This is a genomic window from Niastella soli (genome assembly GCF_017742245.1).
Classification (GTDB): domain Bacteria; phylum Bacteroidota; class Bacteroidia; order Chitinophagales; family Chitinophagaceae; genus Niastella; species Niastella soli.
Genome location: NZ_JAGHKO010000005.1, coordinates 665,498 through 681,355, shown reverse-complemented (window position 1 = coordinate 681,355; position 15,858 = coordinate 665,498). Strand labels below are relative to the sequence as shown.

At 41.2% G+C, this 15,858-nt stretch carries 14 protein-coding genes and 1 tRNA gene; 6 read left to right on the top strand and 9 right to left on the bottom strand.

Annotated elements, in window-relative coordinates; translation table 11 throughout:
* Positions 1-8 precede the first annotated feature (8 nt).
* The 3 genes from J7I42_RS23190 to J7I42_RS23180 form a co-directional block, all read right to left on the bottom strand.
* Positions 9-1,916 carry a hypothetical protein gene (locus tag J7I42_RS23190; protein ID WP_209141262.1) on the bottom strand — a complete coding sequence of 636 codons (1,908 nt, stop codon included), beginning with the start codon at positions 1,914-1,916 and terminating at the stop codon, positions 9-11.
* A 21-nt stretch (positions 1,917-1,937) separates the two neighbouring features.
* Positions 1,938-2,747 carry a CRISPR-associated endoribonuclease Cas6 gene (gene cas6, locus J7I42_RS23185; protein WP_209141261.1) on the bottom strand — a complete coding sequence of 270 codons (810 nt, stop codon included), beginning with the start codon at positions 2,745-2,747 and terminating at the stop codon, positions 1,938-1,940.
* A gap of 834 nt (positions 2,748-3,581) precedes the next feature.
* On the bottom strand, positions 3,582-3,776 hold the full coding sequence (locus J7I42_RS23180) for a hypothetical protein (RefSeq protein ID WP_209141260.1): 195 nt from the start codon (positions 3,774-3,776) through the stop codon (positions 3,582-3,584).
* Between the two features lie 1,667 nt (positions 3,777-5,443).
* Here J7I42_RS23180 and J7I42_RS35715 point away from each other — a divergent pair.
* Entirely contained in the window at positions 5,444-5,659 is a 216-nt protein-coding gene (locus tag J7I42_RS35715) for a helix-turn-helix domain-containing protein (RefSeq protein WP_209141259.1), read from the top strand.
* A gap of 8 nt (positions 5,660-5,667) precedes the next feature.
* On the opposite strand, the gene J7I42_RS23170 is transcribed toward J7I42_RS35715, so the two are convergent.
* The 3 genes from J7I42_RS23170 to J7I42_RS23160 form a co-directional block, all read right to left on the bottom strand.
* Complete coding sequence (locus tag J7I42_RS23170; RefSeq protein WP_209141258.1) at positions 5,668-6,390, bottom strand: hypothetical protein; 723 nt, start codon at positions 6,388-6,390, stop codon at positions 5,668-5,670.
* A 214-nt stretch (positions 6,391-6,604) separates the two neighbouring features.
* A tRNA-Ser gene (locus J7I42_RS23165) sits at positions 6,605-6,689 on the bottom strand.
* A 129-nt stretch (positions 6,690-6,818) separates the two neighbouring features.
* Entirely contained in the window at positions 6,819-7,010 is a 192-nt protein-coding gene (locus J7I42_RS23160; RefSeq protein ID WP_209141257.1) for a hypothetical protein, read from the bottom strand.
* 106 nt (positions 7,011-7,116) lie between these two features.
* Here J7I42_RS23160 and J7I42_RS23155 point away from each other — a divergent pair, with 106 nt between their 5' ends.
* Positions 7,117-7,653, top strand: coding sequence for an AAA family ATPase (locus tag J7I42_RS23155; RefSeq protein WP_209141256.1), 537 nt, complete (start codon positions 7,117-7,119; stop codon positions 7,651-7,653).
* A 170-nt stretch (positions 7,654-7,823) separates the two neighbouring features.
* On the opposite strand, the gene J7I42_RS23150 is transcribed toward J7I42_RS23155, so the two are convergent.
* Together J7I42_RS23150 and J7I42_RS23145 are read right to left on the bottom strand one after the other, a co-directional pair.
* On the bottom strand, positions 7,824-9,251 hold the full coding sequence (locus J7I42_RS23150) for an alpha/beta hydrolase (protein ID WP_209141255.1): 1,428 nt from the start codon (positions 9,249-9,251) through the stop codon (positions 7,824-7,826).
* A 63-nt stretch (positions 9,252-9,314) separates the two neighbouring features.
* Complete coding sequence (locus J7I42_RS23145) at positions 9,315-10,142, bottom strand: helix-turn-helix domain-containing protein (protein WP_209141254.1); 828 nt, start codon at positions 10,140-10,142, stop codon at positions 9,315-9,317.
* Between the two features lie 75 nt (positions 10,143-10,217).
* Here J7I42_RS23145 and J7I42_RS23140 point away from each other — a divergent pair, with 75 nt between their 5' ends.
* From J7I42_RS23140 to J7I42_RS23130, 3 genes are read left to right on the top strand one after another with little or no spacing between them, the layout of a single operon-like run.
* A complete protein-coding gene (locus J7I42_RS23140) occupies positions 10,218-11,144 on the top strand; it encodes a polysaccharide deacetylase family protein (protein WP_209141253.1) in 927 nt (308 codons plus the stop codon).
* Positions 11,145-11,177: 33 nt separating this feature from the next.
* On the top strand, positions 11,178-12,011 hold the full coding sequence (locus J7I42_RS23135) for an AraC family transcriptional regulator (RefSeq protein WP_209141252.1): 834 nt from the start codon (positions 11,178-11,180) through the stop codon (positions 12,009-12,011).
* A gap of 43 nt (positions 12,012-12,054) precedes the next feature.
* The gene (locus J7I42_RS23130; RefSeq protein WP_209141251.1) at positions 12,055-12,666 is read left to right on the top strand and encodes a hypothetical protein; all 612 of its coding nucleotides are present in this window, start codon (positions 12,055-12,057) and stop codon (positions 12,664-12,666) included.
* A gap of 151 nt (positions 12,667-12,817) precedes the next feature.
* On the opposite strand, the gene J7I42_RS23125 is transcribed toward J7I42_RS23130, so the two are convergent.
* Complete coding sequence (locus J7I42_RS23125; RefSeq protein WP_209141250.1) at positions 12,818-13,108, bottom strand: hypothetical protein; 291 nt, start codon at positions 13,106-13,108, stop codon at positions 12,818-12,820.
* A 433-nt stretch (positions 13,109-13,541) separates the two neighbouring features.
* On the opposite strand from J7I42_RS23125, the gene J7I42_RS23120 reads away from it, so the two are divergent.
* The gene (locus J7I42_RS23120) at positions 13,542-15,740 is read left to right on the top strand and encodes a beta-1,3-glucanase family protein (protein WP_209141249.1); all 2,199 of its coding nucleotides are present in this window, start codon (positions 13,542-13,544) and stop codon (positions 15,738-15,740) included.
* Positions 15,741-15,858: the final 118 nt, after the last annotated feature.

Below are 15,858 nucleotides of genomic sequence, written 5' to 3'. Positions count from 1 at the left end.
GGTTAAGTTTAGTTATTGGTTTCTACTTCTGAATCGACAGTAATTACATCTTCATATTCTTTATCGCTAAAGAGTGAATTTTTTGAAAAGATACCGGAAAGCAAGGTCGGAATAAGATCACGGATATTTCCCGATGTATCGTAAGCCACCACCTGCGCAAATGGATTTTCAAAATTGCCGGAAAACCGCTCGTGCTTATAGGCATTGAACATTCTCGAAATGGCCATATTCAATTGCTTTGCCTGTACTTGCTGCAGAAACGGCTCCAGTCGCTTATAGCTACGGTCTGCAGTTTTACTTTTTGACATTAGATAGAAAATCACCTGTCCGGCAGCGAATGCGTATTGCTCATCGGTTTCAATATCCGCCTCGCGCGCTACGAGTTTCTTAATAAACTCACGATGCTCTTTTAGCTTATTAGCCATCGTTTCTTCTTTTTTATGTGATGATTGATTAAATTTTTCCTTTAAACTAAACCAAATATTGAGTTTCTTTCGAATATTACGGTCTTCAGTATGATAGCTGCTTTTTATTTCATCCAGCCTGATATCTTCTAATACCGATGTTCGTAAAATATTATCGAACATCGCTGCAGTAACAGACTGTCGTTTTGATTTGTAAATGAAATCATAAAATGCTTTACGATATTGCAAAATATGCAGGTAAGTGGCGGCTGATTTTGTGTACTTACTGTCGATCTCATCGAAGTATTTGTATTGGAAGCCACCGGCCCTGGTTTTAACAACCAGCCCATTATTGAATATCAGTAGCAGAACTGCCTGCTGAAAATGGAATACATTTTTGATGGATTGATCGTTACCTCCATTAAATAGGTCTTCGATTGCCCACCTCCCTCCCTTTTCATCGCATAATAGATAGTCGAATTTGGGAACAAAGTCAAAGTCCTTGATTTCGCCGCGATCGTAAAAAAGTAAATAGTAGTTGCCTAATTCGTCACCGTGCTTTTCATATAGTTCTTCTATGATCTCGCGATAGCCTATCCGGCTGTCCCGCTCCTCCTTCTCTGCCTCTCTTTTAAAAATAGCCATAGCAGAATCCTCCAGGCTGCGACCTGCCTTTTGCGTGATCTCTTCCTGATGAATGAAAATAGGCAAGGGTTTGGGAAGGATATTCCGGTTCATGATATCCTGAAACTCGAAAAGGTGTTTGGCTTGCTCTGCGGAAATACGGGCGGCAATATCGAAACTTGCAGATTGATGTGATAGAAATGGCTTCTTGGTGGGATAACCATTGAAGAAGTCAGATGTACCAAATATCTCTCCCGCTACCCTTTTGTTGTATTCGTTTGTGTTGAAAAGCTTGTCGGCAAGATAACGCGCATTCGTTGTCTCGTACCGGCTCAATGGTACATCAAGATAAAAGATGACGTATTCATTATCTTTCAACTGCTCATACTCCGGATACATTGTAAGCCAGGCATTAAATTTTTCTTCTGAATTAAGTGCCTGCTCAAATACCCTGACCATTTGCTTTTCTTCATCCGTTTCTAACAGTTCACTGGCTTTAGCATAATAGCTGCTAATGCGCTCATACACTTTCGATTTACTATTTTCCTTATACTTCTCGCCACCAGTCAGGTTTTCCTTTTTCACTGCCAAACAGTAAGGCGAACAGGAATGGATAGCTTTAATAGGCAAATCAAAGCACTTATTGGTATTCACACACCAAGTTAACTGGATAAGGTTAGCGCATCGCTTTAAAAATTGCACCTCCTCCGGTGTTTGATCTTTCTTTCGGGTAAAAGCAGTCTGTACAATGGAATGTTCGTCGATAGATACCCGCCCCTCTTCTTCCTGTATACGAAGCAGGATATGAAGGCCTTCTTTAGGTCTCATTCCCAGCATCTTCATATCCGGATCTAAAGACTTGATGAAATTGGTAAGTTCTTTTGTCATTCTTCTAATAATAATTTAGTGTTAACCAATCATTTCACTCACCTCCATACAGCCCATCCCCTGTGCATTATATAACCCGAAACCAGAATTCATAGCCAGCTGTAACAACGGTTTCGGAGCTTTCACTTTTATACGGAATTTGGTAAACCCTCGTATCTGAGTCTGCTGTGGAGTAAATGCTTTTATGGTGATCAGCCTGCTTTTAATTTCCTGTCCTGAGGTTAATAGTCGTACGGCGATACAGCTCCTTATTGTTTCCACGTCTATGGAATCATTACAATTAATTGCCTTATACTTCTCTATCCAGTTGTGAATAAACCACTCATTAAAATCCGGATCTCCCGGGTTCAGAAAATCATAATTCCCCTTACTATTTTTCCTTCCTACCACTAACGGAGATATGGGCTGTAATACTACCTCCGGTTCAGTGTGATGAACCGAATTGAAGAGATCTGGTAACAATTGAACATTGTTAATAGAAAATTGTGCGCGACTTATTTTATCAGAAATATTTAGCTGCTGGTTGATAAATAACCCTTTTATGAAATTAGCCGCTGCTTCTTCTATATGAAAACAGACAATAAGCGAAGCCGGTGAGCTATGGATGTAAAGCCGGTCTCCCTGAATGCGAAATGGCATACGTAGATCAGAAAAACTGAACAGCTTAAAACTCTTCCAATTGAGTTTATATCCTTCCTTATGAAGGAAGGCTGAATACTTTTCATCGGCCCGCTGAATGATCCTGTATATCGCTGCAGACAGCGGATACTGATAATTGATAGGCAATAAACCATGGCTGGCACATGGTGTTAAGGTTAATGCAATTCGCATATGGCAAAGGGGTATCGTTTAACCTAAGGTAAATGAAAAATAAAATGAATCAGCAAGACCTTTTAGTACTGTGAAGAAAATGTGATTAAGCTCAGTTTTTTCAAGCTTAATTCTTGACGAAAGTCAAGAATCATTGATCGAGATATCAATCACGAATCCGACTAACCCTGATAAACCATTCCTTTCAGGGTAAAATGTGAAAGCACTTATCCATGTCATTAACTGTGTGTTGAAAAATGAGTTTCATCCAACCATTCATAATCGTCTGAAAAACGGCATTCGCATCATAATCAATTCTGTTACAATTTATTGAATACTATTTCCACATACAAGTTTCATTTCTTCGATGGTGCGACTATACCGCAAGCTCCAATGGCCACTGCGGAAAAGGGTTGTTTCAATTCCTCAATGGTGCAATTATACCCATAACCTCGGCATAAGCTGGTATGACGATATTGAGGTTTTGATTCCTCATGGTGCGATTAAAAAAAGGCCCATTCAAATGAAGCAATTTTAAATTAATAGTTTCAATTCCTTAATGGTGCGATTATACCATGGATCAGAAGCCCCTGCACTAAATATAATCATGTTGTTTCAATTTCTCAATGGTTCGATTTCACCGGCAATACACACATGGTAATATGCCTCCCTTTATTGCCACATCTTATAATAAAACGGGACTACCAGTAAACGATCTTTCTGTGGAAGAGAACCAAGGTGTTCCGTTGATCTGAATTTCGGCGACTTTGGAATCAGAGTAAATAGCTGGTTCAGCCATGGAATAGGCTCACTATTCCTGGCAAAGTTTAAATAAAGGTGCATTTATAATTGTCTTTAAAATTCCTGTTTCATTTTTAAAAAGCATTCCTGATTTATTATACTGTCTCCAAAATAGTTATTATCCCAAATCCTTTTCACAAACTGCTCTTTAGATAGGTCTACCATGGTAGTATCTTTCAATAGTCTTAAATATTGCATTAAATCATCTCTTTCCATATAATGACCATCATCGGTAACATAAACTTTCATTGCATACTTGATTTCTATACAGTGCGGCTTAACCGTTCAGGTTTAACTGATCAAACAATAGATTAAGTGGTCGTCACGAATGTTTAACCACGCATTATGTGAATCAAAAGTGAGTTGGTTGGGAAACTGAAAACGTAGCCTAAGTGCTAGACTGATATTATGAATTCTACAGCAATATTAAAATAATATGACCAATTCATAATAACGTATTACTTTATTTGACTTAAGTCAACAAAATCGGGTAATAGAAAATTGCAGAGTAGGGATCGGAGGACACGGCATTGCAGAGATGTACTTACAACACCATCAGTGCCTTGTATCAGAAATACCTTAACGGAGCGTATATGTCAGCATTGGGGAAATGCTTAACAGATGTGATAACTTAAGGATAGCACCGTTATCGTTTAAAATTACACTTTAGCTGGGTTGTATTTACCGGTTGAAACGTATTGGGTGGATACCATAGACCCGATCTACAGTTGTTGCTGATCTTATTTGCAATATGCCTATCATTCACATCGCTCCTACCTGTAAGCTCCACTTTCCTCCAAAATGGTACAATAGATCAAACAGTAGTACAACCTGATTATAAGAAAGTTATAATGTGGTCAGTGAGTGATTTTTTTTGCCTCTTTTACCACTCACTGAATCACTCACTATATCACTCATTTAAGGTGTCCCAATCACTCACTAACTTTTGAATTTATCAGCTGTATCAAAATTCATAAAGCATTCATTTTAAATCATTTAACCAAAAAACAAGACTAAGTTACCGGAGATTATAAGAAAAAGAAAAAGCCCGGTATTCTTTTGAAATACAGGGCTTTACAAATTATATTTCTTTCTTGCGGAGAGAGAGGGATTGCCTCCGGCGATCCCTAAGGTGGGGATCGTCAAAACTAAACAAGTGCGGCGCTATCGCGCCTGGCCTTTTTCCTTTGTCCGGTTTGGCGAGCAAGCTCGCCACCCTCCCAAATGAAAAATGCCCCCTATTGGGGGCACTTATTTTGTTTTGCGGAGAGAGAGGGATTCGCGATCGCCTCATTTATCACCTTCAACTAATTAATTATCAATGCTTTTCGAAGTTAAATTTAATTAATATGGCTATTTACTTCCGTTTTTACTTCCGTAATTGCCAATTCAACGAAAGCCTTGCCAGGCAAGGGTTTCATGCGTTTTTTTGTATCCATTGGACAACATTTTTTTTGTTAATTTTTACCCTATTTGTTTAAAAAGTATTGGTATATCTCTACCTTAGTTTGCTTTTTTGTTCTTCCTCTTTTACTTCCATTATTCGTTGAAGTTATATTTTGCAAAAAGGGGCTATATTCTAATTCTCGTTTCGGGTCTGTTATGGGGTTCCAGCCGTTTTCTAAATCGTACTCAATTTCGTCTCGAAGTTCCTTTATGGCGGAGAGCCGGGCATTTAGTTTCTCAATTCTATTAACACCTTCCCGTCGTTTATAGAAATGAACCTTTCCTTCGTTTTTGAAACGAAAGAATACATACCAATCCTTTGATAAGTCTCTATTATGTTGGCAAATGACTGGTTTTGTATAACACTTCTTCCTAAAAGAAGCCATTCCTTTTCCCCCTATATCCAAATATACGCATTTGGATACATATATGTATCCATAAAATTTTAACCGAAGCCGACTTTTGAGCCGGTGAAAAATCCGGCATCTATAAAAGCGTTTGCAACACACCTAAGGGTACTTAGGGAAAAAGCCGGTATGTCCCAACAGGAGCTTGCCGATACAGCAGAAATATCGAAGATTACGGTTCAGCGGATTGAGAATGCAAAGTATAGTGTTACGCTGGATACGTTAATTTCTATTGCTGAAGCATTAAACGTTCCATTAAAAAAACTAGTTGATTATTGATCGAAGTTCTATTTATTAATTTCACGTAATTTCTCTCTAATGTTTCTTCCAATTTTAGCATGATATTCCGCCGCTTCCTCAAATTGCTTCGTACGATTTTCACCAAATTCCCCATATATAGCATGGAGGTCTGATAATAATTTCTGATGCAATTCAATCACTTCCTGCTGTTGCTTATTAACAATATTTATTTCATACATTACGCAAAGATGATAGGCTTTCATCATTGCCTGTTCTAACAAACCTTCTAATTTAATTATTGCTAAATTAATTTTCAAAATGTGTTCAGTCAATTCTTTTGTATTGTCAAATAAATTGACATGTGCTTCAGCGATGTCACATTCATATTGACGCTTATCCAATTCAATCCCTTGTTTTTTTAACTCTTTATAATTTTCGAGATTATAATCTGACAGAGGAAAGCGAATGATAAAATATAACCAGGCAGAGACTTTTTTATTATAATCAATTAACGCTTCTCGCTCTGCTGCTTTCCAACTTAGATTATGTTGATTTTGAAAAAGTAATTGCGCTTTTAATTCCTCAGTTTTATCTGTGAAAACTTTTTTAGCCTCTTCAACATTTTTTGTAATCTCACTAATATCTTCCTTCGTAGCAATATTTTTTCCTTTTTCAGAAAAATAGGCAGGGAAAAAATTTTTCAAAATCAGTCCAACCACATATAAAATAATCAGTATACACAGTTGAAAGATAAATAAAGGCCATTCCATGTTTGGAGTTTAAGAGTTAATATTCAAAACATTTCCTTTTTTACAATTCATATCCCTTTTTTCCTAACACACCAGTTCTGCCAATTTTGTAAGTTCCTAAATAGTTCCGTTTTGCTTCCGGTAACAAGTCCGGGGGTCTCTATTTTTGCGCAAGAGGCTAAAAACATAAAAAAAGCGCTGATTATCAGCGCTTTACATGTTAAGATTTTTACTGCGGAGAGAGAGGGATTCGAACCCCCGGACCTGTGACAGTCAACGGTTTTCAAGACCGCCGCATTCGACCGCTCTGCCATCTCTCCGGGGCAAATGTAGGTGTAGCTTTTAAACTGACAAAAAAATTAGAAAAATTTAGTTAGACTTTTTTTTCAGCGTAACGATTACTATTTCAATATTTTGTAGTAATATCCGCGCGCTCTTTGCGTCCACTTCTACCCCATTTTATGGCCATTTACCTGTTCACTTAACGTCCTGATCAGCTGTTTTAACCCTTCTATGTCTTTAGAACCGACTACCGGAGCATCCCCTTCGGCTGCATCCCGGCCAATAATGAAAGCAGCCAGCGTTGCCGTCATATCTCCAAATACCCCATAACCAAACAAGGATAACACAAAGGTTAGCATGCGCGAGCAATCGTTCTCAACAATTTATTGCGTTCCCCGATGTAGTTGCTCGCTTATAACCGTTTTAATAATAGCAGAGAAAATTAATCCACTACCTTCAGGGCCTATGCAGAATTTTTATATCATCTCCGGCGGACCGGGTTCGGGTAAAACTTCGATTATCAACGGACTGGCCAAACAGGGCATCCCCTGTATGCCCGAGGCTGGCCGGGCCATCATCCAGGACCAAATAGCCATTGGCGGTCCTGCCCTACCCTGGGCCGACAAATCCGCCTTTGCGGAACTAATGCTGTGTTGGGAAATGCGTTCTTACCGGCAAGCGCAGCAATGGCAGGGCCCTGTTCTGTTCGACAGAGGCATTCCTGATGTAATGGGCTATTTGCTGTTGAACAATCTACCCGTGCCGGCTCATATTGAAAAAGCCGCACAAAGCTTCCAATATAACTTACAGGTTTTCCTGGCGCCGCCATGGCCCGATATATATACAACAGATAATGAGCGTAAACAATCCGAACTGGAAGCAACAGCCACCTATAACATGATGGTTACTGTATATTCGAAATTGGGATATACTATCAACCTGCTTCCACTTACTACTGTGGAGGAACGGGTGCAATTTTTGATCAAAACCATCAGGAATTAAGCATTCTAGCCAGGGACCGGTTATGGAAAGAGTCCCTTCATTTTAATACCTGTTTGGCTGCGCATACCGGTTGGCCAGTTCAGATAACAAATAGGTGTAGCCGCCCGCCCGCAGATCGCCGGCATACACCAGATTGCAATTGACCACCCAACAGATCTGGCCCGTTTTCACTACTCCACCACCACGCCTTTGCCGGCCACCAGTTTCTTATACGGATCCTGCATAAACATTTTCAGATAATCGATTCCATTCACAAAAAAGGAAGGCAAATGTCCCTGGTCGTGCACTATCAGGATCTGGCTATTGGGCATATATCTTTTTATTAGTCTGTTGTAATGTGGCCGGCACCAGGGGTCCACATCCCCGGCAGTAATAAAAGCCGGGACGGTTGAATATACAGGCTCTTTAGCTGTTGCCGGTTCGGGTTTTACTTTCCAGCAGTCACAGATCGCATGGTCAACATTATTAAACGCATACCCAGCCAGCCAGGGCAGTACTAATTCCTGCTTTTTTACCAGCTCTTTTCGTGAATACGCAATCTGTTCTGAACAATAAATTGAATACCGCATGCCATGAGAAAGACCTTCATCGCCTTTAAAAATTTCGTCGAGCTCTTCTTTTATGTAGGGCTCATGTCGGCCATTGATCATTTCGTTCATTACAAATGGCACCTCTCTTATCCGCCATCTGTTTAACCGGTTCAACAGCGCATCCAGCAATTCCTTCTTTGTGTAATGAATTTGCCGGCTTAATGAATCCCCTTTTATCGTATACCCAATGGCAAATGTTTTTCCGGTGATGGCTGCAAAGTACTGATGGAACCTTTCTCTCAGCGTGCCATAGGTGCTTTTATCGGTTGAATCGGCTTCGCAATCAACAAAGACCTGATCAAACGCTTCATTAATATTGAACAGTCCCTCCTCTTCATAGTTTGTATAGGCAGGCAATGGCGATCTTAAAATTAGCGACTTCACGCACTCCGGATGGTTTTTGGCAACAGTAAGCATCAATCCGCCACTGTATGAAATACCCATTAAATTCAAGGGACCTAACTGTAAGGCCTGGCGCAGGTCATTGATATCGGCAGCACTTTCTATGGTGGTGTAACTGGAAAGATCAATGCCTTTCGATACCAACCGCTTTCGGCATTGCTTCTCCGCTTCCAGTTGTAAGCTATCTATGGAAAGATTTTCTCTATACCCTTTGATCTTCGCAGCAGTTATCTCGGGACAATCAAGACAGGGCACTGCTTTTTTTGACCCCCGCTGATCAAACACGATCAAACTGCCGAATTGAAAGAAATCGGACCTGGCCGGTATTTCGGTAAAATTAGCAAGGGTGCTATAGCCGGGACCGCCAGTAGTAAAAAGGGTAACCGCAGAATCGGTCACTGATTTTTTTACATAAACAAATGGCAATTTTATGGTCCTGCCAGCAGGCTGCTGCCTGTTCTCCGGCACTATTAAATAGCCGCATTTTGAGATCAGGGCAGAATCTACTTTTATCATACAGGGGCAAGGCTCAATTCTGGGTACATCACCCTGGGCTACGGTCGCAAAGCCGATCAATAACATAAAGCCAACCATGACATATTTCATACTTCCTGTTTTGAACAAAAATAGAAGTCCGTTGAGCGGGCGGCAAGTAAAAATCGGACAATCTTACCGCTGCTGGATCGCAGTATAATATTGTGAAAGTTTTTGACCGGTGAATTTTACTACGCTTTTGTAGAAGTGGCTCATATCATAGTAGCCATGATCGCAGGGGTAAAAATGGGCCGGGTTGGCTACATAGTTCGTTAGCGCTGTTCTTGCCCGGGTAATGGCCTGAAAATTCTTTGGCGGGGTACCCACTACTTTTGTAAAACACCGGTACAGCGTTTTTTCAGAGATGTATAATTTTTTGGCCAGCTCACTGATCGCCGATTCCAGTCCAACGCCAGCGAAGGCATGCACCGTTTCCTTTATACATTGCAGGTAAAAGCCATCACGCTTGTTGTTCTTTTCCAGTTTTTGCAGAAAGAAATTTTCAAAGAGCGCTTTCCTATCTTCAAAACAACCCAGACCTTTTAGTTTTTTAATAAAGGCGGCAGGAATGATATTTTCAACCAGAACAATTTCGCTACCAATGGAGGTTTGGCTTATTCCAAAGATGGTTTCAAAACCACCGGGATTGAACTTGACGGTAAAAATATTATCGGTAGGCAGATTCCTGCGTTCCACAATTTCACTCCGCAGCAGTAAGATATCTGTACGTTCATCCACTGCCTGCCAGGCGTTGCCATTCTTTAACAGGTAAGAAGAACCCAGATTCAACCAGATGGTGGGCGTATAACTGGGGAAAAGGGTTACGGTAAATTGGTCTGTACCAATATAGCGATCCATCGCCTCGAGCGAAGATTCCGAAAAAAACTCAATATGATCAGCCAGTGCATTACAAGGTGTATTGAACCGGTACAGTTTCCTGATATTATCGAAGATTTCAATCATAATTTCCGGGATGCTTTACCAAGATACAAAATCCGAACAATTGGGTATATTTGTTTAGTTCAAAACCTCATCCATATGAAAAAAGCATTGATGCTGATTAGCTTCCTTTTTTGCCTGGTATCTCTGCAGGCCCAACAAAAAACAATTGCTGAACGACTGGGTTATCCGAAGAACACAAAATTATTGATCCTGCATGCTGATGATGTTGGCGTTTCGCACTCGGTAAATGCGGCTACTATTACCGCTATAGAAAAAGGCTGCGTCAACTCTGCCAGCATCATGGTGCCATGTCCCTGGTTTAACGAAATTGCCACTTATGCACGTGAGCATGCCCAGGTAGATTTTGGCTTACATATTACCCTTACCAGTGAATGGAACAATTACAAATGGGGACCGGTAACTCCATCACCACAGACGCCTACACTTATAAACAAACAGGGATTCCTGTATTCAACTGTTGACAGTGTTAAACAATTTGCCAGTACTCCGCAGGTAGAAGAAGAAATACGCAGCCAGGTCCGAAGGGCCATACAGTTTGGCATCAACCCCACCCATCTCGACGCCCACATGTTTGCCGTAGTCAGGAAGCTTGATTTTTTAAAAGCTTATATCAAAGTGGGTCGTGAATTTAAAATACCCGTTTTTCTTGCGCGGGAAATGGAAAGAGAGTTAAATATCAAACTGGACACCCTGACCTCAAAAAATGAGCTCATCGTAGATTCCATTGTCAGCATCACGCCGGAAATGATGCATTCCAACCCGGCAGACTATTATGCCCAAACCTTGCGCAGTTTACCAGTGGGCCTCACCTATTTCATCATCCACACGGCATACGATAACGAGGAAATGAGGTCTGTTACAAAGGGATTCATCGATTGGGGCTCGGCGTGGCGACAAACAGAATTCGATTTTTTCTCAAGCGCCGAATGCGGAAAGTTGCTGAAAGAAAATAATATTCAGTTGGTGACCTGGCGCGAGATCAGGGACAAATTATACAGGTAATTGTATTTATTTTTTCTGATCTTTACACTTGGAATGATCGATAACAAAAGTATTAAGCAACAATCTACACCCCGTATTCCCGGCATTTTATATACCCACCTTGAAACTAAAAAAGTAATAGGAGATCCCTTAATTGCCGAACACGGATTGTGCCAGGTCATTTCAGGGAAATTACTGGTAACCGATGCCGGACAAAAAAAGGTATTTGTCCCGGGCGACCTGCTGTTCTGCCGAAAGAACTTCCTCGCCAGGTTTACCCGCCAAAACGATGGCCTTTTTCCATTCAGATCAATCACGGTTGAATTTAACCGGGAAGCCCTTGCCACCTTTGGCCGGCGGTTCAACCTTGGTTATGAAGAACCCTTTCCAGAAAAAGACGCGGTTATAAACCTGAATAACAGCCTGCTGCTGGAGAATTATTTCCAAACGTTACTCCCCTATTTTAATACGCCGGTCACTGAAGGTCTTGTGAACTATAAACAACAGGAGGCACTGTTGTTACTTTTACAAATAAATCCCGCATTCAAGAATATTCTGTTCGATCTTGACCAGCCCCCAAAAACAGACCTCGAAACTTTTATGCAGCAGCATTTCGGCTATAATGTAGAAATGAAAACATTGGCCTATCTCTCAGGTAGAAGCCTGGCCACATTTAAACGGGATTTTGAAAAGGCCTTTCATACTAACCCTAATCGTTGGTTACAGGAGCGGCGGTTACAGGAAGCATATTTCCTTATCAGGGAAATGAAAAAACGCCCGTCAGAAGTATATCAGGATGTAGGTTTTGATACCCTCACCCACTTTACCACCGCGTTCAAACAATTCTATGGAGTAAGTCCATCAAAAGCTTCGGGCACTAAAAAATAACAGGTAGAATTTTAGGCCGTATCTTTATGTCTACACCTTGTCTATGACTATTAAAGATCACCCCGACGGAAAAATCATCCTGTTATCACAACCATTTGGCAACCAGTCAAAGCTCTTTGACACCATTTACTTTGCTGTACTTTTCATTTCGGGCACATTACTTTTTTATGTAACAGGTAGAGATCTCACCAGCGATAATTTAATAAAAGGGATTTTGTTTTTCCTGCTTTCTTTAGCACTGATCATGGCCTCTTTCAGGTACATCAACAAAGCAGCCAAATCAGAAAACCTTATTGTAAGCAGAACTAATATTACCGTTGTAAATGGTGATCTTATAAAAAAACGAGATCATCGGTATGAAATGCGCCTGGTCGAAAACTTCAGGCACCATATCAAACAGCCCAATATTCCACCCGAAATGGAGGGGCAGCCAATCGACCACCTGGTCCAAACGCGAAAATTAACAAGCAACGATCTCCGTACCGAAAGCAAGGTTGCATTTGATTACAAGGGCCGTACTATAGAAATTGGTGAAAACATCTACAGTTGGGAATTTGATGAACTGGCAACTATTATTTACGACATTACCCAATATGATTTTCGGGCCCCGGAACAACCTTATGAAATAGCAGATGATAGTGATGTTGATTTGTAATCAACGAATTCAACGCTCAGGCTCACTCATTCCTTTTTAAAATGCTTCTTTCCTATCCTTTGGAGGAAGCTCATTCAAAAATGCCTCAGGTATTACAGGTTCATTGTCTTTATTTTCATGGCCATTTGAACCACCATCTTCATTTTGCTTGTCACAGCTTTGAGCATTCTGATTCTCGGACATAATGCAACAACCGATTTAAGGTATTAGTTAAATTAGTTTCTATCAACCATGAAATTTTATATTCAGCATATTTAAATATTAATGCTGACAAATAAAACTCGAGAATCTTCTTATTAATGGTTGGGTTTTTGATGGCTTTGGCAGCCCTAAGGATCACCCTTAAATCTTCAAAGAATTCCTTTTCATTATTTGAAACGGGAGGTACACAATCAGGAGCTATATAACCTACTGGATATTTATTTGTAATCGTAGTTAACATATGTTATATTTTAAGACAATTCATGATTGTTTGCACAATCAAAAAAACAAAATTTAAGTATCTAACAGATTGCTACTAAAAACAGAAATGAATGTTGGACCAGAAGCTTTTGAGACGTATGTATTACCACTCTAAATTACGAATTAAATAAATATAATTTAAATTGATCACATTGAATTTATCCACCACCAGAGAGCAATTATGTACTGCAACGAGGACAGCTTCGCATTTCCATTTTTAATTTCAATTCAATTTCCCCGGCCCCTCGCCAAAACACCTTTAGCAATACATATTACCGTTACCTACATATCCAATGTCATCTATATGCCTGCGTTAGCTATTCAGCCACGCTTACTTTTCCACAAGAAAACTTGCAGCGGTTAATAACGGTAAATTAGCACCAAATATCCGTTAACAAACCATTTTAAATCTAATGAAAACTAGAAGGCCTTTTTCCTTGCGTGCTATTACCAATAGCCGCCGGACTGCATTACTACTACTACTTTCCTTTTTGTTTGTAAACAACACCCGGAGCCAGTCCACCGTACCATTTACCCTCTACAACAACAGTTCCTTTACCGACGCCAATGTATATGTGGCTGTTGTAGGCATCATTAACGACAATCATGTATGGCTCGATACCAAAACTGGCACCGTACGACTGATGAGCGTATCTGACAATACAGTAGCCGGCCCGGTGATCGGCGGCAACCAGGGACCAGGCAACAACGGTCGTTATGCCAACTGTTTTGCCAAATTGAGCGAAATACCTAATAAGACCATCAATATCCCCGGCATTGCCGGCTGCAGAATATTGATCTCTTTTAATTCACAGTTATACCTGTATTTCTTCGGTGCTTCAGGTGCGCCAAGCGGTTATGCCGCGCCCAACCTGGCCAATCCTACCGACCCCAACCAGGGCATCCGATATGAAATGATTGAGCTTACCAATGCGGCCAATGGTTTATGGGCCAACACCACCCGGGTTGACTCGTACCAATACCCAATGGGTCTTGAAGTGTGGGGCAATAATAATTTTTATAAAAAAGTGGGCGAACTTAAAACACATGCGCAAATATTGTCGCAATGGCAATCACAGGCGCCCGCCGCTTTTGCCGGCTGCTATGATGCTACCAATGGCATTATTAAATTCCCTTCTAAAACAAGCGCCTTCCAAAGCGGTGGCGCACAGGCCAACTACTTTGGCGCTTACATAGATGCCATTTGGTCAAAATATACCAGCGGGAACCTGATCTTTAATGCCGGTGATGCAGGTACGTGGAGCGGTCGCGTATCGGGCAATGTATTTACTTTCACCCGGACCTCCGATGGGGCGGTTGGTGTAATTTCAAACAAACCAACCAATACAGAAGTTATGGAAGGCAGCGGTGTAATGGCCAGCGGCGGACAATGGGATAAGGTGGTTCAGGCCCAGGTTTGCGCAGCGATCAACCGACATGCCATAGACCTTACACTGGCTACTGGAGCCACGCAGGATTTTTCCACCGAGTCGAAATACTATGTAACCTCACCGTATAACTGGTATTGTAAGTTCTGGCATCAGCCCGACATCAGCTTAAACAGCCTTACCTATTCATTTTGTTACGATGATGTGTTTGAAAAATCATCCACTATCAATGCACCTTCGCCTGCCCGGGCTACCATTACCGTTGGCGGTTATGCCGGTTTAACAACCAGTGGCGTGGCAACCGTTTATAAAGACTGTAACTATGGTGGCAGTGCCGTTGGCCTCAATACAGGCACGTACACCCTGAGCCAGCTGAATGCACTGGGTATCTTGAATGATGATATATCTTCGATCAAAGTGAACAGCGGTTATAAAGTCACTTTATACCAGAACGACAATTTTGGTGGCACTGCCATTGTTAAAACCAGTGACGATGCCTGTCTGGTTGACGACAGCTTTAATGACCTCACATCATCATTGAAAGTGGAATCTAACTCTTCTTCTTTCTCAACAGTGATACAGGCGGAAGATTATACTTATATGGCCGGCATACAAACAGAAGCCACCACAGATGCCGGGGGCGGATTGAATGTTGGTTATATAGAAGCTGGTGACTGGATGTCGTATAATGTGACCATCCCTGTTGCAGGCACTTATCGCGTTATTTATCGCGTGGCCAGTCCCAACACCGGCACCACCCTTCGACTGGAAAAAGATGCCGGCGCTACACAATTAGGCTCTGTGACCATCCCTAATACTGGTGGCTGGCAAAACTGGACGAACGTGGCACATAACGTTACTTTACCGGCAGGCACCTACGCTATCGGTATTGCTACCGCAACCGGCGGGTTCAATATAAATTACCTGACCATCACTGATAATTTATCGGCAAGAATGGCTACCCAGTCCATGCAGCAACAACTGACAGTAGCGGAAAACAGTGCATTGACCATATCGCCCAATCCGGTAAGCAACCTGTTGTACCTGAAAGGATCTGAAAAAGTGCAAACGCTGACAATATTTGACCTGAATGGCAAGGAAGTAAAAAAAGTAACAAAGCCTGGTAATACCATCAATATCCAGTCATTGAATACAGGAGTATATCTTATTAAACTAACGCGTACTGATAACAGCATTAAAACCGTAAAGATCGTCAAGCAATAAAAATTGCAAGTAGGCATTAAAAAAAGGGCTTCGCAAGAGGCCCTTTTTTATTGCCTTATCAGATACATGTTACCAGCAAGCACAGATGTACTCACTACGCAAATAGATCAGGAAAATA

Coding starts and splice junctions, on each gene's coding strand:
- J7I42_RS23155 (WP_209141256.1), top strand. CDS start 7,117: ATGCAGAATTTTTATATCATCTCCGGCGGACCGGGTTCGGGTAAAACT.
- J7I42_RS23145 (WP_209141254.1), bottom strand. CDS start 10,142: ATGATTGAAATCTTCGATAATATCAGGAAACTGTACCGGTTCAATACA.
- J7I42_RS23150 (WP_209141255.1), bottom strand. CDS start 9,251: ATGAAATATGTCATGGTTGGCTTTATGTTATTGATCGGCTTTGCGACC.
- J7I42_RS23170 (WP_209141258.1), bottom strand. CDS start 6,390: ATGGAATGGCCTTTATTTATCTTTCAACTGTGTATACTGATTATTTTA.
- J7I42_RS23190 (WP_209141262.1), bottom strand. CDS start 1,916: ATGACAAAAGAACTTACCAATTTCATCAAGTCTTTAGATCCGGATATG.
- J7I42_RS23140 (WP_209141253.1), top strand. CDS start 10,218: ATGAAAAAAGCATTGATGCTGATTAGCTTCCTTTTTTGCCTGGTATCT.
- J7I42_RS23135 (WP_209141252.1), top strand. CDS start 11,178: ATGATCGATAACAAAAGTATTAAGCAACAATCTACACCCCGTATTCCC.
- J7I42_RS23120 (WP_209141249.1), top strand. CDS start 13,542: ATGAAAACTAGAAGGCCTTTTTCCTTGCGTGCTATTACCAATAGCCGC.
- J7I42_RS23130 (WP_209141251.1), top strand. CDS start 12,055: ATGACTATTAAAGATCACCCCGACGGAAAAATCATCCTGTTATCACAA.
- J7I42_RS23125 (WP_209141250.1), bottom strand. CDS start 13,108: ATGTTAACTACGATTACAAATAAATATCCAGTAGGTTATATAGCTCCT.
- J7I42_RS23160 (WP_209141257.1), bottom strand. CDS start 7,010: ATGCTAACCTTTGTGTTATCCTTGTTTGGTTATGGGGTATTTGGAGAT.
- cas6 (WP_209141261.1), bottom strand. CDS start 2,747: ATGCGAATTGCATTAACCTTAACACCATGTGCCAGCCATGGTTTATTG.
- J7I42_RS23180 (WP_209141260.1), bottom strand. CDS start 3,776: ATGAAAGTTTATGTTACCGATGATGGTCATTATATGGAAAGAGATGAT.